At 68.6% G+C, this 23,604-nt stretch carries 37 protein-coding genes; all 37 read right to left on the minus strand.

Features of this window, described 5'->3' with window-relative positions:
- Nucleotides 1-7: 7 nt before the first annotated feature.
- Nucleotides 8-841, minus strand: a complete 834-nt coding sequence (gene truA / locus ACFYML_RS00780; protein WP_387418654.1) for a tRNA pseudouridine(38-40) synthase TruA — start codon at nt 839-841, stop codon at nt 8-10.
- 74 nt (nt 842-915) lie between these two features.
- Nucleotides 916-1,467, minus strand: coding sequence for a 50S ribosomal protein L17 (rplQ, locus tag ACFYML_RS00785; RefSeq protein ID WP_387418655.1), 552 nt, complete (start codon nt 1,465-1,467; stop codon nt 916-918).
- A gap of 34 nt (nt 1,468-1,501) precedes the next feature.
- Nucleotides 1,502-2,524 carry a DNA-directed RNA polymerase subunit alpha gene (locus tag ACFYML_RS00790; RefSeq protein ID WP_013735931.1) on the minus strand — a complete coding sequence of 341 codons (1,023 nt, stop codon included), beginning with the start codon at nt 2,522-2,524 and terminating at the stop codon, nt 1,502-1,504.
- A 98-nt stretch (nt 2,525-2,622) separates the two neighbouring features.
- A complete protein-coding gene (gene rpsD, locus ACFYML_RS00795; protein ID WP_357438186.1) occupies nt 2,623-3,249 on the minus strand; it encodes a 30S ribosomal protein S4 in 627 nt (208 codons plus the stop codon).
- 14 nt (nt 3,250-3,263) lie between these two features.
- Nucleotides 3,264-3,671, minus strand: coding sequence for a 30S ribosomal protein S11 (gene rpsK, locus ACFYML_RS00800; RefSeq protein WP_007073011.1), 408 nt, complete (start codon nt 3,669-3,671; stop codon nt 3,264-3,266).
- 18 nt (nt 3,672-3,689) lie between these two features.
- A complete protein-coding gene (gene rpsM / locus ACFYML_RS00805; protein WP_073834916.1) occupies nt 3,690-4,070 on the minus strand; it encodes a 30S ribosomal protein S13 in 381 nt (126 codons plus the stop codon).
- A 263-nt stretch (nt 4,071-4,333) separates the two neighbouring features.
- A complete protein-coding gene (gene rpmJ, locus ACFYML_RS00810; RefSeq protein WP_073834917.1) occupies nt 4,334-4,447 on the minus strand; it encodes a 50S ribosomal protein L36 in 114 nt (37 codons plus the stop codon).
- A gap of 93 nt (nt 4,448-4,540) precedes the next feature.
- Nucleotides 4,541-4,762: a translation initiation factor IF-1 gene (gene infA, locus ACFYML_RS00815; RefSeq protein ID WP_007073013.1), complete on the minus strand. Its 222-nt coding sequence runs from the start codon at nt 4,760-4,762 to the stop codon at nt 4,541-4,543.
- Nucleotides 4,763-5,030: 268 nt separating this feature from the next.
- The gene (locus tag ACFYML_RS00820) at nt 5,031-5,534 is read right to left on the minus strand and encodes a DUF1707 domain-containing protein (RefSeq protein WP_387418656.1); all 504 of its coding nucleotides are present in this window, start codon (nt 5,532-5,534) and stop codon (nt 5,031-5,033) included.
- A 285-nt stretch (nt 5,535-5,819) separates the two neighbouring features.
- Nucleotides 5,820-6,671, minus strand: coding sequence for a type I methionyl aminopeptidase (gene map / locus ACFYML_RS00825; RefSeq protein WP_387418657.1), 852 nt, complete (start codon nt 6,669-6,671; stop codon nt 5,820-5,822).
- A gap of 89 nt (nt 6,672-6,760) precedes the next feature.
- Nucleotides 6,761-7,414: an adenylate kinase gene (locus ACFYML_RS00830; protein WP_073834919.1), complete on the minus strand. Its 654-nt coding sequence runs from the start codon at nt 7,412-7,414 to the stop codon at nt 6,761-6,763.
- Entirely contained in the window at nt 7,415-8,743 is a 1,329-nt protein-coding gene (secY, locus tag ACFYML_RS00835; protein WP_073834920.1) for a preprotein translocase subunit SecY, read from the minus strand.
- A gap of 235 nt (nt 8,744-8,978) precedes the next feature.
- Entirely contained in the window at nt 8,979-9,422 is a 444-nt protein-coding gene (rplO, locus tag ACFYML_RS00840; protein ID WP_148793479.1) for a 50S ribosomal protein L15, read from the minus strand.
- The gene (gene rpmD / locus ACFYML_RS00845; protein WP_013473693.1) at nt 9,422-9,604 is read right to left on the minus strand and encodes a 50S ribosomal protein L30; all 183 of its coding nucleotides are present in this window, start codon (nt 9,602-9,604) and stop codon (nt 9,422-9,424) included. Before rpmD ends, rplO begins: the two co-directional genes overlap by 1 nt.
- Entirely contained in the window at nt 9,604-10,218 is a 615-nt protein-coding gene (gene rpsE / locus ACFYML_RS00850) for a 30S ribosomal protein S5 (RefSeq protein ID WP_073834922.1), read from the minus strand. Before rpsE ends, rpmD begins: the two co-directional genes overlap by 1 nt.
- Before the next feature lie 33 nt (nt 10,219-10,251).
- The gene (gene rplR / locus ACFYML_RS00855) at nt 10,252-10,641 is read right to left on the minus strand and encodes a 50S ribosomal protein L18 (RefSeq protein ID WP_073834923.1); all 390 of its coding nucleotides are present in this window, start codon (nt 10,639-10,641) and stop codon (nt 10,252-10,254) included.
- Nucleotides 10,638-11,180 (minus strand): 50S ribosomal protein L6, encoded by a 543-nt coding sequence (rplF, locus tag ACFYML_RS00860; RefSeq protein ID WP_073834924.1) that lies wholly within the window; start codon nt 11,178-11,180, stop codon nt 10,638-10,640. The genes rplR and rplF overlap by 4 nt, the downstream gene beginning before the upstream one ends.
- A 16-nt stretch (nt 11,181-11,196) precedes the next feature.
- Entirely contained in the window at nt 11,197-11,604 is a 408-nt protein-coding gene (rpsH, locus tag ACFYML_RS00865) for a 30S ribosomal protein S8 (protein ID WP_013288624.1), read from the minus strand.
- A 70-nt stretch (nt 11,605-11,674) separates the two neighbouring features.
- On the minus strand, nt 11,675-11,860 hold the full coding sequence (locus ACFYML_RS00870) for a type Z 30S ribosomal protein S14 (protein ID WP_007073023.1): 186 nt from the start codon (nt 11,858-11,860) through the stop codon (nt 11,675-11,677).
- A 1-nt stretch (nt 11,861) separates the two neighbouring features.
- Complete coding sequence (gene rplE / locus ACFYML_RS00875; RefSeq protein WP_073834925.1) at nt 11,862-12,431, minus strand: 50S ribosomal protein L5; 570 nt, start codon at nt 12,429-12,431, stop codon at nt 11,862-11,864.
- Nucleotides 12,431-12,751 carry a 50S ribosomal protein L24 gene (gene rplX, locus ACFYML_RS00880; protein ID WP_172896341.1) on the minus strand — a complete coding sequence of 107 codons (321 nt, stop codon included), beginning with the start codon at nt 12,749-12,751 and terminating at the stop codon, nt 12,431-12,433. Before rplX ends, rplE begins: the two co-directional genes overlap by 1 nt.
- A complete protein-coding gene (gene rplN, locus ACFYML_RS00885; RefSeq protein WP_007073026.1) occupies nt 12,748-13,116 on the minus strand; it encodes a 50S ribosomal protein L14 in 369 nt (122 codons plus the stop codon). Before rplN ends, rplX begins: the two co-directional genes overlap by 4 nt.
- A 98-nt stretch (nt 13,117-13,214) precedes the next feature.
- Nucleotides 13,215-13,493 carry a 30S ribosomal protein S17 gene (gene rpsQ, locus ACFYML_RS00890; protein ID WP_073834926.1) on the minus strand — a complete coding sequence of 93 codons (279 nt, stop codon included), beginning with the start codon at nt 13,491-13,493 and terminating at the stop codon, nt 13,215-13,217.
- Nucleotides 13,490-13,726, minus strand: coding sequence for a 50S ribosomal protein L29 (rpmC, locus tag ACFYML_RS00895; RefSeq protein ID WP_007073028.1), 237 nt, complete (start codon nt 13,724-13,726; stop codon nt 13,490-13,492). Before rpmC ends, rpsQ begins: the two co-directional genes overlap by 4 nt.
- Entirely contained in the window at nt 13,726-14,151 is a 426-nt protein-coding gene (rplP, locus tag ACFYML_RS00900) for a 50S ribosomal protein L16 (protein WP_073834927.1), read from the minus strand. The genes rpmC and rplP overlap by 1 nt, the downstream gene beginning before the upstream one ends.
- A 3-nt stretch (nt 14,152-14,154) precedes the next feature.
- Nucleotides 14,155-15,039: a 30S ribosomal protein S3 gene (rpsC, locus tag ACFYML_RS00905; protein ID WP_265005366.1), complete on the minus strand. Its 885-nt coding sequence runs from the start codon at nt 15,037-15,039 to the stop codon at nt 14,155-14,157.
- Nucleotides 15,039-15,494 carry a 50S ribosomal protein L22 gene (gene rplV, locus ACFYML_RS00910; protein WP_073834929.1) on the minus strand — a complete coding sequence of 152 codons (456 nt, stop codon included), beginning with the start codon at nt 15,492-15,494 and terminating at the stop codon, nt 15,039-15,041. Before rplV ends, rpsC begins: the two co-directional genes overlap by 1 nt.
- 40 nt (nt 15,495-15,534) lie before the next feature.
- Complete coding sequence (gene rpsS / locus ACFYML_RS00915) at nt 15,535-15,816, minus strand: 30S ribosomal protein S19 (RefSeq protein WP_007073032.1); 282 nt, start codon at nt 15,814-15,816, stop codon at nt 15,535-15,537.
- A 15-nt stretch (nt 15,817-15,831) separates the two neighbouring features.
- Nucleotides 15,832-16,671: a 50S ribosomal protein L2 gene (rplB, locus tag ACFYML_RS00920; protein ID WP_109946702.1), complete on the minus strand. Its 840-nt coding sequence runs from the start codon at nt 16,669-16,671 to the stop codon at nt 15,832-15,834.
- Nucleotides 16,672-16,683: 12 nt separating this feature from the next.
- Nucleotides 16,684-16,986 carry a 50S ribosomal protein L23 gene (rplW, locus tag ACFYML_RS00925; RefSeq protein WP_073834931.1) on the minus strand — a complete coding sequence of 101 codons (303 nt, stop codon included), beginning with the start codon at nt 16,984-16,986 and terminating at the stop codon, nt 16,684-16,686.
- Nucleotides 16,983-17,633: a 50S ribosomal protein L4 gene (rplD, locus tag ACFYML_RS00930; RefSeq protein ID WP_387274857.1), complete on the minus strand. Its 651-nt coding sequence runs from the start codon at nt 17,631-17,633 to the stop codon at nt 16,983-16,985. The genes rplW and rplD overlap by 4 nt, the downstream gene beginning before the upstream one ends.
- Nucleotides 17,630-18,295, minus strand: a complete 666-nt coding sequence (gene rplC / locus ACFYML_RS00935) for a 50S ribosomal protein L3 (RefSeq protein ID WP_357438199.1) — start codon at nt 18,293-18,295, stop codon at nt 17,630-17,632. Before rplC ends, rplD begins: the two co-directional genes overlap by 4 nt.
- Before the next feature lie 11 nt (nt 18,296-18,306).
- Nucleotides 18,307-18,615, minus strand: coding sequence for a 30S ribosomal protein S10 (gene rpsJ, locus ACFYML_RS00940; RefSeq protein ID WP_007073037.1), 309 nt, complete (start codon nt 18,613-18,615; stop codon nt 18,307-18,309).
- A 354-nt stretch (nt 18,616-18,969) separates the two neighbouring features.
- On the minus strand, nt 18,970-20,163 hold the full coding sequence (gene tuf / locus ACFYML_RS00945; protein WP_073834934.1) for an elongation factor Tu: 1,194 nt from the start codon (nt 20,161-20,163) through the stop codon (nt 18,970-18,972).
- A gap of 224 nt (nt 20,164-20,387) precedes the next feature.
- Nucleotides 20,388-22,484 (minus strand): elongation factor G, encoded by a 2,097-nt coding sequence (gene fusA / locus ACFYML_RS00950; protein WP_073834935.1) that lies wholly within the window; start codon nt 22,482-22,484, stop codon nt 20,388-20,390.
- A 75-nt stretch (nt 22,485-22,559) separates the two neighbouring features.
- A complete protein-coding gene (rpsG, locus tag ACFYML_RS00955) occupies nt 22,560-23,030 on the minus strand; it encodes a 30S ribosomal protein S7 (protein WP_073834936.1) in 471 nt (156 codons plus the stop codon).
- 1 nt (nt 23,031) lies between these two features.
- Entirely contained in the window at nt 23,032-23,406 is a 375-nt protein-coding gene (gene rpsL, locus ACFYML_RS00960; RefSeq protein WP_007465318.1) for a 30S ribosomal protein S12, read from the minus strand.
- Nucleotides 23,407-23,604: the final 198 nt, after the last annotated feature.

Consider the following 23,604-nt stretch of genomic DNA (forward strand, 5'->3'; position numbering starts at 1 on the left):
AGGACGGTCAGCCCTCGGCGACCGGGACCCGGATCCGGCGGGTGAGGTCGGCGCGGCGGGCGTACTCGGCGGGGTCGTCCGGATAGCCGACGGCGACCAGGGTCAGCCCGTGCGCCGGGGCCACGGTCACCTCGCTGGACCGTTCCCGCCGGCTCAGCATGCTGGCCGGCCACTCCACCGGCCGGCGACCGTCCCCGGCGACCAGCATGGCGCCGACCAGGCTACGCACCATCGCCTGGCAGAACGCGTCGGCCTGCACCGTGGCGACCAGGATCCCGTCCGGGTCGCGCCGCCAGTCCAGCCGGGTCACCTCGCGCAGCGTGGTGGCGTTCTCCTTGCGCCGGCAGTACGCCGCGAAGTCGTGCTCCCCCACCAGGCCGCCGGCGGCGGCGTTCAGCGTCGCCAGGTCCAGCAGCTTCGGCCAGGCGAGGGTGTCGGTGCGGCGCAACGGCTCGGCACCCCACGGGGCGTCGGTGACGCGGTACTCGTAGCGGCGGAAGGTGGCCGAGAAGCGGGCGTCGAAGTCGGCCGGCACCTCGGTCATGGCGCGTACCCGCACGTCGGGCGGGAGCAGCCGGGCCAGGCGGCGCAGCAGGCCCCCCTCGTGCTGCCGCCATCCGGCGGTCGGCAGGTCGAGGTGGCAGACCTGCCCGGTGGCGTGCACGCCGGCGTCGGTGCGGCCGGCCACGGTCAACCCGGTCGCGGTGCCCGCGCCGAGGATCAGGTCCAGCGTCTCGACCAGCACCCCGGCGACGGTGCGCCGGGTGGGCTGGGCGGCCCAGCCGGAGAAGTCGGTGCCGTCGTACGAGACGTCCAGCCGCAGCCGGGTCCGCTCGTCCACCTCGTACCTCCCGTTGACGGCGTCGGGCCCGGCACCCCACGAGGGGATGCCGGGCCCGACGATGCTGCCTCTGCTCAGGCCTTGTTCTCGTTGGCCTCGTCGCTGTCCTCGCGGGCGGCGGCGGTGTCACCGGAGACGTGCACCGGCGGCTCGGAGTCCTGGTCGGCCGACGCCGGGGCCTCCTCGGCCGGGGCCAGGGCCTCGACCTTGTCCTGCTGCGCGGCCTTGCGGGCGGCGGTCTTCTTGTTCGCCTTCGGCTCGGCGACCTGAAGCTCCTCCACCAGCTCGATGATCGCCATCGGAGCGGCGTCACCCTTGCGCGGGCCGGTCTTCACGATCCGGGTGTAGCCACCGTTGCGGTTGGCGTACCGGGGCGCGATCTGGTCGAACAGGGTGTAGACCACGTCCTTGTCCTTGACGACGGCCAGCACCCGCCGGCGCGAGGCGAGGTCGCCCCGCTTGGCCTTGGTGATCAGCTGCTCGGCCAGCGGACGCAGCCGCCGGGCCTTCGTCTCGGTGGTCTGGATCTTGCCGTGCTGGAACAGCGAGGTGGCCAGGTTGGCCAGCATCAGCCGCTCGTGCGCGGGGCTGCCGCCGAGGCGGGGGCCCTTGGTGGGCGTGGGCATTGTTGGTGCTCCTCAGATGTGGCGGCAGCCGGACTTAGAGCTGCTCGGTCTCGCGGTAGTCGTCGGTGTCGTAGTCGGCTTCGCCGAAGGCGTCCACGACGTGCGCCGGGTCGAAGTTCGGGGCGGAGTCCTTCAGCCCCAGGCCCATCCCGGCGAGCTTCATCTTGACCTCGTCGATCGACTTCTGACCGAAGTTCCGGATGTCGAGGAGGTCCGCCTCGGTACGCCCGATCAGCTCACCAACGGAGTTGATGCCCTCGCGCTTGAGGCAGTTGTAGGAGCGGACGGTCAGGTCCAGCTCCTCGATCGGCAGAGCCAGGTCCGCCGCCAGCTGGGCGTCCTGCGGGGACGGCCCGATGTCGATGCCCTCGGCGGTCTCGTCCAGCTCCCGGGCCAGCCCGAACAGCTCCACCAGCGTCGAGCCGGCCGAGGCCAGCGCGGTACGCGGGCCCATCGACGGCTTGGTCTCGACGTCGATGATCAGCCGGTCGAAGTCGGTCCGCTGCTCGACGCGGGTCGCCTCGACGCGGTAGGTCACCTTGAGCACCGGCGAGTAGATCGAGTCGACCGGGATCCGGCCGATCTCCGCGCCCGCCTGCTTGTTCTGCGCCGCCGTGACGTAGCCCCGACCCCGCTCGACGGTCAGCTCCATGTCGAGCCGGCCCTTGCCGTTCAGGGTGGCGAGCTTCAGGTCCGGGTTGTGCACGGAGACACCGGCCGGGGGCTGGATGTCACCGGCGGTCACGTCGCCCGGGCCCTGCTTGCGCAGGTACATGCTGACCGGCTCGTCGTGCTCGGAGCTGACGCAGAGCTCCTTGATGTTCATGACGAGCTCGACCACGTCCTCCTTGACCCCGGGGATCGTGGTGAACTCGTGCAGCACGCCGTCGATCTTGATCGAGGTGACGGCCGCACCCGGGATGGACGACAGCAGCGTACGCCGCAGCGAGTTGCCCAGGGTGTAGCCGAAGCCCGGCTCCAGCGGCTCGATGGTGAACCGGGACCGGGTCTCGTTGATCGACTCCTCGGAGAGGGTCGGTCGCTGGCTGATGAGCATGTTTTCTCTTCTCTTCCGGGGCGCCCGCCATATGACGCCCACGACACAAACTGTTCCGGTGGCCCGCCCCCTCGGGGGCGGGCCACCGCAACGAGCCCTTACTTCGAGTAGAGCTCGACGATCAGCTGCTCCTGGACCTGGGTGTCGATCACCTGGCGGGCCGGGAGCGAGTGCACGAGGATCTTCAGCTGGCTCGGGATGGCCTCCAGCCACGCCGGGACGGTCCGCGAGCCGGCCTCACCCTGCGCCACCAGGAACGGGGTGAGCTCCTTGCTCTTCGCACGCACCTCGATGATGTCGTGCTCCTTGACCCGGAACGACGGGATGTCGACCTTCTTGCCGTTCACCGTGAAGTGACCGTGCTTGACCAGCTGACGGGCCATGTCCCGGGACTTGGCGTAGCCGGCCCGGTAGACCACGTTGTCCAGCCGCGACTCGAGGATCTGCAGGAGGACCTCACCGGTCTTGGCCTGCTTGCCCACGGCCTCCTCGTAGTAACCGCGGAACTGCTTCTCCAGCACGCCGTAGACCCGGCGGGCCTTCTGCTTCTCACGGAGCTGGAGCAGGTACTCCGTCTCCTTGGTGCGGCCGCGGCCGTGCTGCCCGGGCGGGAACGGCCGGGACTCGAACGGGCACTTCGGACCATCGCACTTGCTGCCCTTGAGGAACAGCTTCATCTTCTCCCGCCGGCAACGGCGGCAGTCAGCACCGGTGTAACGAGCCATCTCTCTCTAACCTCTCAGACCCGGCGACGCTTCGGCGGACGGCATCCGTTGTGCGGCTGCGGGGTGACGTCGGAGATCTGACCGACCTCGAGGCCCACGGCCTGCAGCGAGCGGATGGCGGTCTCCCGGCCGGAGCCGGGGCCCTTGACGAACACGTCGACCTTGCGCATGCCGTGCTCCATGGCCCGACGCGCGGCGGCCTCGGCGGCCAGCTGCGCGGCGAACGGGGTCGACTTGCGCGAGCCCTTGAAGCCGACCTGGCCCGCGGAAGCCCAGGAGATGACCGCACCGGTCGGGTCCGTGATGGACACGATGGTGTTGTTGAAGGTGCTCTTGATGTGCGCCTGCCCGTGGGCGACGTTCTTGCGTTCCTTGCGCCGGACCTTCTTGACGGCGGCTCCGGCACGAGCCTTCGGTGGCATAAGTCTGTGCGCTCCTAGTTACTTCTTGCCGGGCTTCTTCTTGCCGGCGACGGTCCGCTTCGGGCCCTTCCGGGTCCGCGCGTTGGTCTTGGTCCGCTGGCCACGCACGGGCAGGCCCCGGCGGTGCCGGATGCCCTCGTAGCAGCCGATCTCGACCTTGCGGCGGATGTCAGCGGCGACCTCGCGGCGCAGGTCACCTTCAACCTTGTAGTTGCCCTCGATGTGATTACGGAGCTGGACCAGCTCCTCATCCGTGAGGTCCCGAGCGCGCTTGTCCGGCGAGATGCCGGTGGCGGCGAGCGTCTCCAGGGCGCGGGTACGGCCGACCCCGAAGATGTAGGTGAGCGCGATCTCCATCCGCTTCTCGCGGGGGAGGTCCACGCCGACTAGACGTGCCATGTGCGGGCGTACTCCTCGTGATGTTGTGGCGGAGGTGTGGACCCGTCCCACCCCGCTACCGACCGTCCCTGTCCTTCCGGCGTCACGCGCCGGCGACCGGGATCGGTCGCTGCCCGAGCGGGCCCCGGCCTCCGACCGGGGGTCAACCACGAGGGGGTACGCGCTGCGTACCGCTCGCGGCTGGGACGAGCTGGTGATGTGTTTGTCGGGATCTGCCGCCCGGGCCTGTTCCGCCGCCGCTCGTCACGGTCGGCGGGAACGGCTCAGCCCTGGCGCTGCTTGTGGCGCGGGTCCTGGCAGATGACCATGACCCGGCCGTGCCGGCGGATCACCCGGCACTTGTTGCAGATCCTCTTGACGCTCGGCTTGACCTTCACGGTTGCCTTACTTCCCATCTGGCCCGGAGACGCGACGAAGCGCGACGCCGGACGTCGAAGACGGACACGGGGACTTCCCGGCCGTCGTCAGGCTTACTTGTAGCGGTAGACGATGCGCCCGCGGGTCAGGTCGTACGGCGAGAGTTCGACGACGACCCGGTCCTCCGGCAGGATGCGGATGTAGTGCTGCCGCATCTTGCCGCTGATGTGAGCCAGCACCTTGTGGCCGTTCGCGAGCTCCACGCGGAACATGGCGTTCGGCAGGGGCTCGATGACCCGACCCTCGATCTCGATGGCTCCGTCTTTTTTCGGCATGTCCTCCGCTGTCCTGACGTCGGTTGCTCCGGACGGCCCACAACGTCTTACACGGGTGAACTGACCAAGATCAGGAAACCCGCGCCAGCCGCGGCTCCAGCTCCCACCGAAGCGCTGGGTGGGCATGCCGGAGTGGACGCTGTGCGCCGATCAGAAAGTGTACGCCCGCCTGCGCGCCGCCGCCAAACCGGCCACGCATCCGGCCCCCGACGGAGGAAATCCATCAGGCCCCGGGCGACGTGCTGTGGCGCTGGCCACAGCATGTCGGTCAGTGGCCCCGCCGCCGTTCCCGCCGGGCCTGGCGGCGCCGCTCGGTCGGGTGCGGCCCGCCGTCGGACACGCCCACGGTCCGCAACAGCAGGAGCGCGCCCCAAGGGCCGAGCACCCAGGCCGGCCAGTAGCCGGAGAAGTTGCCGGAGCCGATCGAGACGATCAGCCAGATCGGGATCAGCACGGCAGCCACCCGCAACCAGGGCGACCAGATCCCGAGCAGCCAGCCGGACGGACGTCCCGCCGCGGCGGCCACTTTCTCGCCCGCCGGCAGCGGGCCGGGCGGTGCGGCCGCCAGGGCGGATCGCTGCGCTGGCGCCGGACCCGGCAGGTCGGCCACGATCTCCGCCAGTTCGGCGTACGTCTTCGCGCCGTACGTCCGGCCCAACCGCTCGTCGTACTCGTGCAGGTCGAGCCGGCCCTCCTCCAGGGCCGCCCGGAGCCGCTCCGCCGTCGCCTGCCGGTCGGTGTCGGCCGCCCGCATCTCCCTCTCCCCGTCCATGAGGGCAAGCATGACAGCGCCGGACCACTTTCGCCGTAACGCCCCTGCCCGGACGACCGGCGCGAGCGGCCTGCGATCCGCCTGCGATCGGCCGAGAACGCCCAGTCGGCACGGTATGAACCGGATGACGCAAACGGACCGGGTTCCCCACCGAACGGCGTCACCCCGCCTGGGCAACCGTCAGCACCCGGCGGTGTCGCCGGTGCCACCGCCCGGCCGCCGACTCGTTCACGACATCACGTGCGTAGCGAAGGCAGGGTCGGGGCGGCCGACACCCGGGGACCGTCAGACCGCCGGCGAGTCGGCCGGCTGGCGGGCGGTGACCAGGTTGCCGAGCCGGGCCCGGCCGCCGTCCTCCGCGGTCAGCACCCACACACCGTCGTTCAGCAGGGCCATCGAGTGCTCGACGTGCGCCGCCACGGAGCCGTCCCGGGTCACCACCGTCCAGCCGTCGGCCTGCTCGACAGTACGCGGCGAGCCCATGGTGATCATCGGCTCGATCGCCAGCGCCATGCCGGGCACCAGCCGGGGGCCCTTGCCGGGGCGCCCGTGGTTGAGCACGTGCGGGTCCTGGTGCATCTCGGTGCCGATGCCGTGCCCGCCGTACCCGTCGACGATGCCGTAGCGGCCGCCCTTGCGGACCGCGTGCTCCACCGCATGGGAGATGTCGGTGAGCCGACCCTTCCCGCCGGCGGCGCCCCGGGCGGCGGCGGCGATCCCGGCCCACATCGCGTCCTCGGCCACGGCGGCCATCTTCAGCAGGGCCGGGTCGGCCTCGCCGACGCCGACGGTGATCGCGGCGTCGCCGTGCCACCCGTTGAGCACCGCGCCGCAGTCGATCGAGATCAGGTCACCCGCGCGGAGCACCTGCTTGGACGACGGGATGGCGTGCACCACCTGCTCGTTGACCGAGGAGCAGATCGACGCCGGGTACCCGTGGTAGCCCTTGAACGACGGAACGGCGCCGGCCTCCCGGATGGTGGCCTCGGCGATCGCGTCCAGGTCGGCGGTGCTCACACCGGGGGCGACCGCCTCCCGCATCCGACGCAGCGCGCGGGCCACCACCAGACCGGCGGCCCGCATCATCTCGATCTGGTCGGGGGTCTTCAGCTGGATGTCCAGCTGGGGACGACGCATGGAGGCGTTACCTTTCGTTGCGCGGAACAGCGGGGCACGTCGCACGTACCCCGCTGTTCGCACTCTATCCGCCGGAGGCCGGCGGGACGTCAGCCGCCGTAGGAACGGAGGGCGTCGATGGCGCGGACGGTCACGTCCTCCACCGGCCCGGTCGCGTCGATCCCGACGAGCTTGCCCTGGGCGCCGTAGTAGTCGACCAGCGGCGCGGTCTTCTCGGCGTACTCCCGGAGCCGGGCGGCGATGGTCTCCGGCTTGTCGTCGTCCCGCTGGAACAGCTCGGCGCCGCAGCGGTCGCAGATCCCCTCGCGGGTGGTGGCGTCGAACTCGACGTGCCAGATCTTGCCGCAGCCCCGGCAGGTACGCCGGCCGGAGAGCCGCCGGATCACCTCGTCGTCGTCGACGACCAGCTCCAGCACCAGGTCCAGCGCGGTGCCGAGGTCGGCGAGGAGCTTGTCCAGCGCGGCGGCCTGCGGGGTGGTACGGGGGAAGCCGTCGAGCAGGAAGCCCTCACTGGCGTCCGGCTCGGCGAGCCGGTCCCGCACCATGTTGATGGTGACCTCGTCCGGGACCAGCTTGCCGGCGTCCATGTATCGCTTGGCCTCGACGCCGAGCGGGGTGCCCTGGGAGACGTTCGCCCGGAAGATGTCCCCGGTCGAGATCTTCGGCACCGACAGGTGAGCGGCGATGAACTCCGCCTGTGTGCCCTTGCCCGCGCCCGGCGGGCCAACCAGAACGAGTCGCATCTACCGCAGGAACCCTTCGTAGTTCCGCTGCATGAGTTGGCTCTCGATCTGCTTCACGGTCTCCAGACCGACGCCGACCATGATGAGCACAGCGGTGCCGCCGAACGGGAAGTTCTGGAACTGCTGGTTGTCGAGCCAGATGAAGAAGAAGTTCGGCAGGATCGCGATGATGCCCAGGTAGAGCGCACCCGGCAGGGTGATCCGGCTGAGGATGAAGTCGAGGTACTCGGCGGTCGGCTTGCCGGGGCGGATGCCCGGCACGAAGCCGCCGTACTTCTTCATGTTGTCCGCGACCTCGGTCGGGTTGAACGTGATCGACACGTAGAAGTACGTGAAGAAGATGATCAGCAGGAAGTAGATCGCGATGTGCTCCGGCGCGCTCGCCTTCACGATGTGGTTCTGGATCCAGGCCTGGGTCTTGCCCGGGTTGGTCTGGTCGAAGAACTGGAGCGCGAGCGTCGGCAGGTAGAGCAGCGACGAGGCGAAGATGACCGGGATGACGCCGGCCTGGTTCACCTTCAGCGGGATGTAGGTGGAGGTGCCGCCGTACATCCGCCGGCCGATCATGCGCTTGGCGTACTGCACCGGGATCCGGCGCTGGGCCTGCTCGATGAAGGTGACCGCGCAGATGACCACCAGCACCAGGGCGATGACGAGGAGGAACATCCCCCAGCCCTTGGTGGTCTTGATCTTCCAGCCCTCGCTGGGGAGCCGGGCGGCGATCGAGGTGAAGATCAGCACGGACATGCCGTTGCCGACGCCGCGGTCGGTGATCAGCTCGCCGAGCCACATCACCACACCGGTGCCAGCGGTCATGGTCATGACCAGGATGCCCAGGGTCAGCCAGTCCGGGATGCCGGTGTCCCGCGGGACGATCGGCCACTGGTCGCAGCGGTTCTGGAAGAGCTGCCCGGAGCGGGCCAGCGCCACGAACGCCGAGGACTGCAGGATGCCCAGACCCAGGGTCAGGTAGCGGGTGTACTGGGTGATCTTCGCCTGGCCGGCCTGCCCCTCCTTGCGGAGCTGCTCCAGCCGCGGGATGACCACGGTCAGCAGCTGCAGGATGATCGACGCGGTGATGTAGGGCATGATGCCCAGCGCGAAGACCGAGAGCTGCAGCAGCGCGCCACCGCTGAAGAGGTCCAGCAGGTTCAGCACGCCGGTGCCGCCGCCCTGGATGGCGTCGAGGCACTTCTGGACGTTGCCGTACGAGACGCCGGGGCTGGGCAGAGTGGCGCCGAGCCGGTAGACCGCGATGATGCCTACTGTGAACAGCAGCTTCTTGCGCAGGTCAGGCGTTCGGAACGCACTGAGAAAGGCGGACAGCAACTTCTTCCTCCTGCGCGACGCGGGCCGCCGGTCTGATTCCTGGCGGATCCGGGGTGGGTGCCGGGCGAGCGCCCGATATCCATAGCTGGGATGGGACTCTAACAGCCCGATCCCAGTCGGGGCAGATGCGCCCGGCTACATAAAACGAATCCGATGTTACCCGGCGCACATTCGCCAGGTAGACCATGGCGCCCGCCCAGTCACGTGGACCTGAGCGGGCGCCATGTGTCGTGCCTTACAGCTCGGTGACCGAGCCACCGGCAGCGGTGATCTTCTCCTTGGCCGACGCGCTGAACGCGTGCGCCGACACCTGGAGGGCCACACCGCCGAGGTCGCCGGTGCCGAGCACCTTGACCGGCTGGCCCTTGCGGACCGCGCCGGCCTCGACCAGCTCGACCGGGCCGACCTGGCCGCCGTTCGGGAAGAGCTCGGCGAGCCGGTCCAGGTTGACCACCTGGAAGACGACCTTGAACTTGTTCTTGAAGCCCTTCATCTTCGGCAGGCGCATGTGGATGGGCATCTGCCCACCCTCGAACGCCGGCGAGATGTTCTTCCGGGCCTTCGAACCCTTGGTACCGCGGCCGGCGGTCTTGCCCTTGGAGCCCTCACCGCGACCCACCCGGGTCTTCTCGGTCTTGGCTCCCGGCGCCGGACGCAGGTGGTGGACCTTGATCGTCATTACTCGACCTCCTCGACCTTCACGAGGTGGTTGACCGTGAAGATCATGCCCCGGATCTCCGGCCGATCCTCCTTGACCACCACGTCGTTGATCCGCTTGAGACCGAGCGAACGCAGCGAGTCACGCTGGTTCTTCTTGGTCCCGATCTCGGACCGGACCTGGGTGACCTTCAGGCGCGCCATCAGGAAGCCACCCCCGCCCGGGACGCCAGCATCGCGGCCGGCGCGACGTCCTCGACCGGCAGACCACGACGGGCCGCGACCGCCTCCGGCGACTCGAGCGCCTTCAGGGCCGCCACCGTGGCGTGCACGATGTTGATCGGGTTGGACGAGCCGAGGCTCTTGGAGAGCACGTCGTGGATGCCCGCGCACTCCAGCACGGCGCGCACCGGACCGCCGGCGATGACGCCCGTACCGGCCGAGGCCGGCTTGAGCAGCACCACGCCGGCCGCGTCCTCGCCCTGCACCGGGTGCGGGATCGAGGCGCCGATCCGCGGCACCTTGAAGAAGTGCTTCTTGGCCTCCTCGACACCCTTGGCGATCGCCGCGGGCACCTCCTTGGCCTTTCCGTAGCCCACGCCGACGGTGCCGTCGCCGTCGCCCACGATCACCAGGGCGGTGAAGCTGAAGCGACGACCACCCTTCACGACCTTGGCGACGCGGTTGATCGCGACGACCCGCTCAAGGTGCGGGGTCTTCTCGACGGGCGCGTTTCCGCGGCCGCCCTCACGGCGGTTGTCGCGGCGACCACCCTCGTTGCCACCGGACCCGCCGCCACGGCGCTGTTGACCTGGCATCAGCAGCCTTCCTTCTCTCTCGTGACGGGGTTTCTAGAACTCGAGCCCGGCTTCGCGGGCGGCGTCGGCAAGCGCGGCGACCCGCCCCGCGTACCGGTTGCCACCGCGGTCGAAGACGACCTTCGAGATGCCGGCGGCCTTGGCCCGCTCGGCGAGCAGGGCGCCGACCTTGCCGGCCAGGGCGCTCTTGTCGCCCTCGGCGCCGCGCAGCGAGGCGTCCAGGGTCGAGGCCGACGCCAGGGTGTGACCCTTGGTGTCGTCCACGATCTGGGCGACGATGTGCCGCAGGGAGCGGGTGACGACCAGGCGGGGACGCTCGGCGGTGCCGCTGATGTTCTTGCGGACCCGGAAGTGCCGACGCGCACGCCCGACGGCACGCTTGGCGGCGACGCCGCGGCGGCGCTTGAGCAGCGTGGCGCTCACTTCTTACCTGCCTTTCCAGCCTTGCGGCGGATGACCTCGCCCTGGTACTTGACGCCCTTGCCCTTGTAGGGCTCCGGCGGGCGGATCTTCCGGATGTTGGCGGCGATCTCACCGACCTGCTGCTTGTCGATGCCGGCCACGTGGAACAGCGTCGGCTTCTCCACCGTGAAGGTGATGCCCTCCGGCGCCGGCACGAGCACCGGGTGCGAGAACCCGAGCGCGAACTCGAGGTCCTTGCCCTTGGCGGTGACGCGGTAACCGGTGCCGGCGATCTCGAGGCTCTTGCGGTAGCCCTCGGTGACCCCGACGATCATGTTGGCGACCAGCGTACGGCTCAGGCCGTGCAGCTCCTTGGCCTTGCGCTCGTCGTTCGGCCGGTTGACGTGCAGCGCACCGTCCTCGCCCCGCTCCGCCGTGATCGGCTCGGCGAGGACGTGGGTCAGCTCGCCCTTCGGGCCCTTGACCTTGACGGTCTGGCCGTCGATCGTGATGTCGACGCCGGCTGGCACCGGGATCGACTTACGTCCAATACGCGACATTTCTACCTGTCTCCCGTTACCAGACGAAGGCGAGGACTTCCCCGCCAACGCTCCGCTTGCGGGCCTGCCGGTCGGTGAGCAGCCCCTGGGACGTCGAAATGATCGCCACGCCCAGCCCGCCGAGCACCCGCGGGAGCCCGTCCGACTTGGCGTAAACCCGCAGACCGGGCTTGGACACACGCTTGATGCCGGCCAGGCTCCGCTCCCGGTTCTGGCCGTACTTCAGCTCGACGACCAGTCGCTTGCCGACGGCGCCCTCCTCGGGCTCCTCGACCGACCAGGTGGCGATGTAACCCTCGGCCTTGAGGACCTCGGCGATGTTCGCCTTGATCTTCGAGTAGGGCATCGTCACCCGGTCGTGGTACGCCTGGTTGGCGTTACGCAGACGCGTGAGCATGTCTGCGATCGGGTCGGTCATCGTCATGGAATTCGTCAGCCTTTCTCGCCGCGGTTCCCCGGGCACGCCCGGGGCCTACGGCGAAGAGCAATAGCTATTACCAGGAAGCCTTGGACACGCCGGGCAGCTCACCGCGGTGGGCCATCTCCCGGATGCACACCCGGCAGAGACCGAACTTGCGGTAGACCGCCTTCGGACGCCCGCACCGCTGGCAGCGGGTGTACGCGCGAACCGAGAACTTCGGCTTCGCGGCCGCCTTGAGGATCAGCGCCTTCTTGGCCATCTCAGTTCTCCTTGAACGGGAAGCCCAGGAGCTTGAGCAGCGCCCGGCCCTCGTCGTCGGTCGTGGCGGTCGTGACCACCGTGATGTCCATGCCCCGCTGGCGATCGATCTTGTCCTGGTCGATCTCGTGGAACACCGACTGCTCGGTCAGACCGAACGTGTAGTTGCCGTGCCCGTCGAGCTTGCGCCCGTCGAGGCCGCGGAAGTCGCGGATACGCGGCAGCGCGATGGACAGCAGCCGGTCCAGGAACTCCCACATCCGGTCGCCGCGCAGGGTCACCTTCGCGCCGATCGGCATGCCCTCACGGAGCTTGAACTGCGCGATGGACTTGGTCGCCCGCCGCACCTGCGGCTTCTGGCCGGTGATGGTGGCCAGGTCGCGAACCGCGCCGTCGATCAGCTTGGCGTCCCGAGCGGCCTCGCCGACACCCATGTTGACGACGATCTTGACCAACCGCGGCACCTGCATGGGGTTGCCGTAGTTGTGCTGCTTCTGCAGCTCGGCCACGATCTCGTTGCGGTACCGCTCCTTGAGGCGCGGCATGGTCTTGGTTTCGGTAGCCGTGGTCATCACAGGTCCTTACCGGTGCTACGCGCGATGCGGACCTTCTGGCCGTTCTCGTCGATCCGGTAACCGACGCGGGTCGGCTTGCCGTCGGAGTCCAGGACCTGCACGTTCGAGACGTGGATCGGGGCCTCCTGGGTGACGATGCCACCGGTCTTGGCGCCACGCTGGGTGGTGCTGATGCGGGTGTGCTTCTTGACCCGGTTCACGCCCTCGACCAGGACCTTGTCCTGCCGCGGGTAGGCCGCGATGACCTTGCCCTTGGCGCCCTTGTCCTTGCCGGCGATGACGACGACCGTGTCGCCCTTCTTGACCTTCACGGTCACAACACCTCCGGCGCGAGAGAGATGATCTTCATGAACCGCTTGTCCCGCAGCTCCCGGCCCACCGGGCCGAAGATGCGGGTACCGCGCGGGTCCCCACCGTCCTTGATGATGACGGCGGCGTTCTCGTCGAAGCGGATGTACGAGCCGTCCGGCCGCCGCTTCTCCTTGGCGGTGCGAACGACGACGGCCTTGACGACGTCGCCCTTCTTCACACCGGCACCGGGGATCGCGTCCTTGACCGTGGCCACGATGACGTCGCCGATGCTCGCGTAGCGCCGACCGGAGCCACCGAGAACCCGGATGCACAGAATCTCCCGGGCACCCGTGTTGTCGGCGACGCGCAGTCGCGACTCCTGCTGAATCACGTCTATCTCCTATGTCTGCCGGTTCTCCGGCCGCCCAGAGGCGGCCGGAGCCTGGCGGAACCTGCGCCCGACCGATGCCGGCCGAGCTCGAGCCTTCGCTACTTGGCCTTCTCGAGGATCTCCACGAGCCGCCACCGCTTGGTGGCGGACAGCGGCCGGGTCTCCATGATCAGGACCCGGTCGCCGATCCCGGCGGAGTTCTGCTCGTCGTGGACCTTGAGCTTGCTGGTCCGGCGCATGATCTTGCCGTACAGCGCGTGCTTGACCCGGTCCTCGACCTCGACCACGACGGTCTTTTCCATCTTGTCGCTGACCACGAGGCCCTCACGCACCTTGCGGCGGGCCCGCGCGGCGGCGGTGGTGGTGTTCTCACTCATGATGCAGTCACCTCAGTCGGCGCGGCCGAGAGACCCAGCTCACGCTCACGCATGATCGTGTAGATCCGGGCGATCTCCCGACGGATGACCTGCAGCCGCCGGTTGTTGTCCAGCTGCCCGGTTGCGGCCTGCACGCGGAGGTTGAACAGCTCCGCCTTCGCCTCACGCAGCTTCGTGACCAGCTCCTCCTCGGAGAGCTCACGCAGCTCGGAGGCCTTGACGCCCGCTGCCATCAGGATTCACCCACTTCGCGCGTAACAATGCGGCACTTCATCGGGAGCTTGTGGATCGCGCGACGCATCGCCTCTCGCGCGATCTGCTCGTTGGGGAAGGACATCTCGAAGAGGACCCGCCCCGGCTTGACGTTGGCGACCCACCACTCGGGCGAACCCTTGCCGGAACCCATCCGGGTTTCCGCCGGCTTCTTGGTGAGGGCCTGGTCCGGGAAGATCGTGATCCAGACCTTGCCACCACGCTTGATGTGCCGGGTCATCGCGATACGCGCCGACTCGATCTGGCGGTTGGTCACGTACGCCGGCTCGAGAGCCTGGATCCCGAACTCGCCGAACACCACCCGGTTACCACCCTTGGACGCGCCGTGGCGGTCCGGGTGGTGCGGCTTGCGGAAGCCCTTCGGGGGCTTGCGCGGCATCAGCATCTGTCAGCCCTCCTGCTGCGTTTCTGCCGGCTGAGTGGGAGCCGGAGCGGACGCGGTCGCGGCGACAGCGCCGGCATCAACCGGCTCGCCGCTCGGCGTCTCGGCCTGCTGCGCGATGGTGGTCGCGGCAGCCCGGCCGGCCTCGGTGCCACCGGCGGTCGTGCCGGACGAACCCGACCGGCCACGGCGCGGCCGCTCGGGACGCTCGCCGCGCTCACGGCGCGGGCGGGACGGACCGGCCTCGGCCGGAGCCTCCCGGCCCGGGACGGCGTCGCCCTTGTAGATCCAGACCTTCACGCCGATCCGGCCGAAGGTGGTACGGGCCTCGAAGAAGCCGTACTCGATGTTGGCCCGCAGCGTGTGCAGCGGAACCCGGCCCTCGCGGTAGAACTCCGTCCGGCTCATCTCGGCGCCGCCGAGACGGCCCGAGACCTGCACCCGGATGCCCTTGCAGACCGGGTTCTTCATCGCGGACTGCATCGCCTTGCGCATGGCCCGACGGAAGCTGACCCGGCTGGACAGCTGCTCGGCGACGCCCTGGGCGACCAGCTGCGCGTCCGACTCGGGGCTCTTCACCTCGATGATGTTCAGCTGAACCTGCTTGCCGGTGAGCTTCTCCAGCTCGCCCCGGATCCGGTCGGCCTCCGCACCCTTACGGCCGATGACGATGCCCGGCCGGGCGGTGTGGATGTCGACGCGGACCCGGTCCCGGGTGCGCTCGATGTCGACCTTGGAGATGCCGGCGCGCTCCAGGCCCTTGGACATCATCCGGCGGATCTTGACGTCCTCGCCGATGTAGTCCTTGTAGAGCTTGTCCGCGAACCAGCGGGACTTCCAGTCGGTCGAGATGCCGAGCCGGAATCCGGTCGGGTGAACCTTCTGACCCATTACTCGGCACCCTCCGTCGTGCTCTGCCCCTCGGCGGCCTCGGCCTGCTTGGCCGGAGCGGCCTTCTTCGCCGACTTCTTCGGCGCGGCCGGCGCCACCGCCTCAACCGCCACGGTGATGTGGCAGGTGCGCTTGCGGATCCGGTACGCCCGGCCCTGCGCCCGCGGCCGGAACCGCTTCATGGTCGGGCCCTCGTCGACGAACGCCTCGCTGACGAGCAGCGCGTCGGGGTCCAGCCGCTCGTTGTTCTCCGCGTTGGCGATCGCGCTCGCGAGCACCTTGTACACCTGCTCGCTCGCAGCCTGCGGCGCGAACTGCAGCACCGTGAGCGCCTCCTTCGCGGGCAGGCCGCGGACGAGGTTGACCACCCGGCGCGCCTTCATCGGCGAGATGCGCACGTGCCGCGCAACCGCCCGCGCGCCCGGAAGCACCGGAGCGTCGCCCTTTCCTGGCATCGCTGTAACCCCTTGTTCCTCTATCCGTATGCCCGCGGCGTCAGCGCCGGCGGCTCTTCCGGTCGTCCTTCTCGTGACCCTTGAACGTGCGGGTCAGCGCGAACTCGCCGAGCTTGTGCCCGACCATGGCCTCGGTCACGAACACCGGGACGTGCTTGCGTCCGTCGTGCACGGCGATCGTGTGCCCGAGCATCTCGGGGATGATCGTCGAGCGCCGCGACCAGGTCTTGATGACGTTCTTCGAACCCTTGTCGTTCTGCGTCTCCACCTTCTTGAGCAGGTGGTCGTCGACGAACGGGCCCTTCTTCAGGCTGCGAGGCATCTGTCAGCTCTCCTGTTAGCCGCGCTTGCGGGTGGCGTAGCGGCGGCGGACGATCAGCCGGTCGCTCGGCTGGCCCTTACGACGGGTGCGGCCCTCGGGCTTACCCTGCGGGTTGACCGGGTGGCGACCACCGGAGGTCTTACCCTCACCACCACCGTGCGGGTGGTCGACCGGGTTCATCGCGACACCACGGACGGTCGGGCGCTTGCCCTTCCACCGCATCCGGCCGGCCTTACCCCAGTTGATGTTCGACTGGTCGGCGTTGCCGATCTCGCCGATGCTGGCGCGGCAGCGCACGTCGACCCGCCGGATCTCACCGGACGGCATGCGGAGGGTCGCGTACGCGCCCTCACGGCCGAGCAGCTGGATGCCGACGCCGGCCGAGCGGGCCAGCTTGGCGCCACCGCCCGGACGCAGCTCCACGTTGTGGATCGTGGTACCGACCGGGATGTTGCGCAGCGGCAGGTTGTTGCCCGGCTTGATGTCGGCGCTCGGGCCCGACTCCACCGTGTCGCCCTGCTTCAGGTCCTTCGGCGCGATGATGTAGCGCTTCTCGCCGTCGGCGTAGTGCAGCAGCGCGATCCGCGCGGTGCGGTTCGGGTCGTACTCGATGTGCGCGACCTTCGCCGGCACGCCGTCCTTGTCGACCCGCTTGAAGTCGATCAGACGGTACTGGCGCTTGTGGCCGCCACCGTGGTGCCGCGTGGTGATCCGGCCGTGGGCGTTGCGACCGCCCTTCTTCGGCAACGGAGCCAGCAGCGACTTCTCGGGCGTCGACCGGGTGATCTCGGCGAAGTCGGCGACGCTCGAGCCACGCCGGCCCGGCGTCGTCGGCTTGTACTTACGGATAGCCATTGTCTACACCCCTCAGCTGACCGGGCCGCCGAAGGCCTCGATACGGTCACCGTCAGCCAGCTTCACGATCGCCCGCTTGGTGGCCTTGCGCTGACCGAAGCCGGTCTTGGTGCGCTTGCGCTTGCCCTCACGGTTGAGCGTGTTGACCGTCAGGACGCGGACGTTGAAGATCTGCTGGATAGCGATCTTGATCTCGGTCTTGTTCGCGTCCGGGTGCACCAGGAAGGTGTACCAGTTGCGGTTCAGCTCGCTGTAGCTCTTCTCCGAGACGACCGGCGCGACGATGATGTCGCGCGGATCGGCGATCGTGCTCACTTGCCACCCTCCTCGGTGGTCTCGGCGGGAACGCCCAGGAACTCGTCCAGGGCCTCCTTGGTGAAGACCACGTCGTCGGCGACCAGCACGTCGTACGTGTTGAGCTGGCCGGCCTCGATCAGGTGCACCCGCGGCTCGTTGCGCAGCGACACCCAGTTCAGCTCGTCGGTGCTGCTCAGCACGACCAGGACGCGACGGGCGTCGGTCAGCTTCGCGAGCGTGGCCAGCGCGGCCTTGGTCGACGGCTTCTCGCCCGAGACGAACGCCTCGACGACGTGCACCTGGCCGGCGCGGGCCCGGTCGGAGAGGGCGCCACGCAGGGCGGCGGCCTTCATCTTCTTCGGGGTGCGCTGGCTGTAGTCGCGCGGCACCGGGCCGTGGACCACGCCACCGCCGGCGAACTGCGGCGCGCGGGTCGAGCCCTGGCGGGCACGACCGGTGCCCTTCTGCTTGTACGGCTTCCTGCCTCCACCGGAGACCTCGCCGCGGGTCTTGGCCTTGTGCGTGCCCTGCCGGGCCGCCGCGAGCTGAGCCACCACGACCTGGTGCATCAGCGCGATGTTGGCCTGGGCGTCGAAGATGTCGGCCGGCAGCTCGACGGAGCCGCTCTTGGTGCCTTCGACGCTGAGGACGTCAACGGTGGTCACTTGGCCGCACCGCCCTTCTTCGCCTTGCTCTTGGCCGCGGTACGGACCAGGACCAGCGCGCCCTTGGGGCCGGGGATGGCGCCACGGACGAGCAGGAGGTTGTTCTCAGTGTCGACCGCCTGGACGGTCAGGTTCTGGACGGTGTAGCGCACGCCACCCATCCGACCCGCCATCCGGGTGCCCTTGAAGACGCGACCCGGGGTCGCGCACGCGCCGATGGAGCCCGGCGAGCGGTGCTTGCGCTCGACACCGTGGCTGGCGCGCAGACCGTGGAAGCCGTGCCGCTTCATCGGGCCGGCGTAGCCCTTGCCCTTGGTCTTGCCGGTGACGTCGATGGTGACGCCGGCCGGGAACTCCTCGACCGTGACCTCCTGGCCCAGCGAGTAGTCCGCGGCGTCGACGGTGCGCAGCTCGACGATGTGCCGGCGCGGCGCGACGTCCGCCTTGGCGTAGTGCCCGGCGATCGGCTTCTTGACCTTGCGCGGGTCGATGGCCCCGTACGCCAGCTGGACCGCGGAGTAGCCGTCCTTGTCGGCGCTACGAACCTGGCTCACGACGCACGGGCCGGCCTGAACCACGGTCACCGGGACAACGCGGTTGTTGTCCCAGACCTGGGTCATGCCGAGCTTGGCGCCCAGGATCCCCTTGACTTGCCTGTCCATTTGTCCGGTCCCTACAGCTTGATCTCGATGTCGACGCCAGCCGGCAGGTCGAGGCGCATGAGCGAGTCGACCGTCTTCGGGGTCGGGTCGATGATGTCGATCAGCCGCTTGTGCGTGCGCATCTCGAAGTGCTCGCGCGAGTCCTTGTACTTGTGCGGCGAGCGGATAACGCAGAAACGGTTGATCTCCGTGGGCAGCGGCACCGGGCCAGCGACCTGCGCCCCGGTACGCGTCACCGTCTCGACGATCTTCCGAGCCGAGGAGTCGACGACCTCGTGGTCATAGGCCTTGAGCCGGATGCGGATCTTCTGTCCCGCCATGGTGGCTTCTGTTCCTTCTCTCGATGCCGCTGTGTTGCGGGCGCCTGTACCGGCTGGCACAGGCCCACTTCCGCCGACCCCCGCGGTCGGGCGTGTCGCGCCCGTGGGCCGGGCTCCGCCCCGGGACTCCGGAGCGGCTCTCCGACCACGCGGTGGGTCATGGCGCCGATCGCGTTACCGCGACCTGGACGCCGCGCGAGGGTGGTTGACCGCCAGGGGCGATCAACCACCCTACGCGAGACTGTCGGTCACCCGGAGGTCCAGCAGACACCGGACGCAGGCGACTGACCGTCGTTACGCAACCTGACTAGTATGCCGCACGACCGGCGGCGACGCTAATCGGGGTTACCCAGCTCACTTGATGATCTTGGTGACGCGACCCGCGCCGACCGTACGGCCACCCTCCCGGATCGCGAACTTGAGGTTCTCCTCCATCGCGATGGGCTGGATCAGCTTCACGGTCATCGTGGTGTTGTCGCCCGGCATGACCATCTCGGTGCCCTCGGGCAGCGTGACGACGCCGGTGACGTCCGTGGTCCGGAAGTAGAACTGCGGACGGTAGTTCTGGAAGAACGGGGTGTGGCGGCCACCCTCCTCCTTGGAGAGGATGTAGACCGTCGCCTCGAACTCCGTGTGCGGGGTCGTGGTGCCCGGCTTGATGACGACCATGCCGCGCTCGACGTCCTCGCGCTTGATGCCGCGCAGCAGCAGACCGACGTTCTCGCCCGCGCGGGCCTCGTCGAGCAGCTTGCGGAACATCTCGATGCCGGTGCAGGTGGTCTTCATCGACTTCTCGCGGATGCCGACGATCTCCACCTCCTCGTTCGGCTTGAGGATGCCGCGCTCCGCGCGACCGGTGACCACGGTGCCGCGGCCGGTGATGGTGAAGACGTCCTCGATCGGCATGAGGAACGGCTTCTCGGTCTCGCGCTCCGGCTGCGGGATCGCGGTGTCGACGGCGTTCATCAGGTCCAGGAGCTTCCCGGTCCACTCCGGGTCGCCCTCGAGGGCCTTCAGCGCCGAGACCCGGACGACCGGCAGGTCGTCACCCGGGTACTCCTGCGAGGAGAGCAGCTCGCGGACCTCGAGCTCGACGAGCTCCAGGAGCTCCTCGTCGTCGACCATGTCGCTCTTGTTGAGCGCCACGACGATGTACGGCACGCCGACCTGACGGGCCAGCAGCACGTGCTCGCGGGTCTGCGGCATCGGGCCGTCGGTCGCCGCCACCACCAGGATCGCGCCGTCCATCTGCGCGGCACCGGTGATCATGTTCTTGATGTAGTCGGCGTGACCGGGGCAGTCGACGTGCGCGTAGTGACGCGCCTCGGTCTGGTACTCGACGTGCGCGATCGAGATCGTGATGCCGCGGGCCTTCTCCTCCGGCGCCTTGTCGATCTCGTCGAACGGCGTGTACGGGTTCAGGTCCGGGTACTGGTCGTGCAGGACCTTGGTGATGGCCGCCGTCAGCGTCGTCTTACCGTGGTCGATGTGACCAATGGTGCCGATGTTGACGTGCGGCTTAGTCCGCTCGAACTTCGCCTTCGCCACTGGTGTCCTCCTGTGGACTTTCTTGGTTCGTTCGCCCCGGCGCGCCGGGTCGGCGCTTAGGACTCTGTCGACAGCCTTTCCGACCTGACGGCCGGAGAGCCTTTGTGGGTTCTGCGGCGATGAAGCCTACAGGCCCGGATTCACACAACTCGCCCGAGGTGGCCGCGGGCGGGAGGTCCCCTCCCGCGACCAGCCCCGGCTCATCGGATCAGCTCAGGTGAGCGTCACTCACCAGTCGCCTTGGCGATGATCTCCTTCGCCACGCTCTGCGGAACCTCGGCGTAGGAGTCGAACTGCATGCTGTAGCTAGCCCGGCCCTGGGTCTTCGACCGCAGGTCGCCGACGTAGCCGAACATCTCCGACAGCGGCACCAGGGCCCGGACGATGCGGGCGCCGTGACGCTCCTCCATCGCCTGGATGATGCCGCGCCGGGAGTTGAGGTCGCCGATGACGTCACCCATGTTCTCCTCAGGAGTGGTGACCTCAACAGCCATCATCGGCTCGAGCAGCGCGGGATCGGCCTTGCGGGCCGCCTCCTTCATCACCATCGAACCGGCGATCTTGAATGCCATTTCCGACGAGTCGACCTCGTGGTACTGGCCGTCCAGCAGCGTCAGCTTGACACCCACCAGCGGGAAGCCGGCGAGAATGCCGTACTGCATCGCGTCCTGGGCACCCGCGTCCACCGAGGGGATGAACTCCCGGGGGATGCGGCCACCGGTGACGGCGTTGGCGAACTCGTAGGTCGGCGAGTCGTTGTCCAGCGGCAGCGGCTCGATGCTCACGATCACGCGGGCGTACTGGCCGGAACCACCGGTCTGCTTCTTGTGGGTGTACTCGACCTTCTCCACCGTGCGGCGGATGGTCTCGCGGTACGCCACCTGCGGCTTACCGATGTTCGCCTCGACGTTGAACTCGCGGCGCATCCGGTCGACCAGGATGTCCAGGTGCAGCTCGCCCATGCCGGAGATGACCGTCTGGCCGGTCTCCTCGTCCAGCTTGACGCGGAAGGTCGGGTCCTCCTCGGCCAGCCGCTGGATGGCGGTGCTGAGCTTCTCCTGGTCGGCCTTGGTCTTCGGCTCGATGGCGACCTCGATGACCGGCTCCGGGAAGGTCATCGACTCCAGGATGACCGGGTTCGCCGGGTCGCACAGCGTGTCACCGGTGGTGGTCTGCTTGAGACCCTGCACCGCGATAATGTCGCCAGCCTTGGCGGAGCTGCGCTCCTCCCGCTTGTTGGCGTGCATCTGGTAGATCTTGCCGATCCGCTCCTTGCGGTCCTTGGTGGAGTTGACCACCTGGGTCCCGGACTCGACCACGCCGGAGTAGACCCGGACGTAGGTGAGCTTGCCAAGGTGCTTGTCGGTCTGGATCTTGAAGGCCAGGCCCGAGAACGGCTCCGAGGTGGACGGCTTCCGCTGCATCGGGGTCTCGCCGTCGGTCGCGGTGCCCTCGATGGCCGGGATGTCCAGCGGCGACGGCAGGTAGGCGACCACCGCGTCGAGCATGGGCTGGATGCCCTTGTTCTTGAAGGCGGTGCCGGTGAAGACGGGGTTGGCCTTGCCGGCGATGGTGGCCCGGCGGATGGCGGCCTTGATCTCCTCGACGGAGATCTCCTCGCCCTCCAGGTACTTCTCCATCACCGCGTCGTCGACGTCGGCGAGGGTCTCCATCAGCTTCTCGCGCCACTCCGCGGCGGAGTCGGCGAGGTCGGCCGGAATCTCCTCGATCGCGTAGTCCTCACCCTTCTGGGTCTCCCCGCGCCAGGTGAGGGCGCGCATCTCGATCAGGTCGACCACACCGATGAAGTCGGCCTCGGCGCCGATCGGGATCTGGAGGACCAGCGGGGTGGCGTTGAGCCGGTCGATCATCATCTGCACGCAGCGGAAGAAGTCGGCACCGGTCCGGTCCAGCTTGTTGACGAAGCACATCCGGGGGACGTTGTACTTGTCCGCCTGGCGCCAGACGTTCTCCGTCTGCGGCTCCACGCCGGCGACGCCGTCGTAGACCGCGACCGCACCGTCCAGGACCCGCAGCGACCGCTCGACCTCGACCGTGAAGTCGACGTGGCCGGGCGTGTCGATGATCTGGATCGTGTGGCCCTTCCACTCGCACTTCGTGGCGGCGGAAGTGATGGTGATACCCCGCTCCTGCTCCTGCTCCATCCAGTCCATGACGGCAGCGCCCTCGTGGACTTCACCGATCTTGTAGGTGATACCGGTGTAGAACAGGATCCGCTCGGTGGTAGTGGTCTTACCGGCATCGATGTGCGCCATGATGCCGATGTTGCGTACGTTGGCGAGCGCGTCTGCGGCGGCCACTTCAATCCCTACTTATCGTCGTCTCGACACAACTGGTGGCGGTTCCGGCGCCTCGTGGGCGCCGGAACCAAGGTGTTACCAGCGGTAGTGCGCGAAGGCCTTGTTGGACTCGGCCATCTTGTGCGTGTCCTCGCGCCGCTTGACGGCGGCACCAAGGCCGTTGCTCGCGTCCAGCAGCTCGTTCATCAGCCGCTCGACCATGGTCTTCTCGCGCCGGGCGCGGGAGTAGGTGACCAGCCAGCGCAGGCCCAGGGTGGTCGCCCGGGCGGGCCGGACCTCGACCGGGACCTGGTAGGTGGCGCCACCGACGCGGCGGCTGCGCACCTCAAGGGTCGGCTTGACGTTGTCCATCGCCCGCTTCAGGGTGACGACCGGGTCGGTGCCGGACTTCTCGCGGCAGCCCTCGAGGGCGGCGTACACGATGCTCTCGGCGAGCTGGCGCTTGCCGCGCAGCAGGATCTTGTTCACCAGCTGGGTCACCAGCGGCGAGTTGTACACCGGGTCAGCGACCAGCGGCTTCCGCGGAGCGGGTCCCTTACGCGGCATGTCAGCTCTTCTCCTTCTTCGCGCCGTAGCGGCTGCGCGCCTGCTTGCGGTTGCGGACACCCTGGGTGTCCAGCGAACCGCGGACGATCTTGTACCGCACGCCGGGGAGGTCCTTCACCCGGCCACCGCGAACGAGCACGATCGAGTGCTCCTGCAGGTTGTGGCCGACGCCCGGGATGTAGGCGGTCACCTCGATCTGGCTGCTGAGCTTGACACGAGCGACCTTGCGCAGCGCCGAGTTCGGCTTCTTCGGGGTGGTGGTGTACACGCGGGTGCACACGCCGCGCCGCTGGGGAGACCCCTTCAGCGCCGGGGTCTTGGTCTTGGTCGTCTTGGCCTGGCGGCCCTTTCGGACCAACTGCTGGATGGTGGGCACCGGGTTTCTCCGCTCCCTTCGGCCGCTGCGAGGCGACCGCGCTGTCTGCTCGTTAGCCGACCTGATGGACGGCTCTCCTACATTCCAACCAGGGCCACCTGACGGGGGTCCCAGCACCCGCGGTCGGGCGTGTCGCCCGGATCACGGTCCCGGTACGCCGCTCGCGCGTCGTACCGGGTTTCTGTCACCGGCGCAGGA

This window comes from Micromonospora sp. NPDC007230, from assembly GCF_042869115.1.
Taxonomy (GTDB): domain Bacteria; phylum Actinomycetota; class Actinomycetes; order Mycobacteriales; family Micromonosporaceae; genus Micromonospora.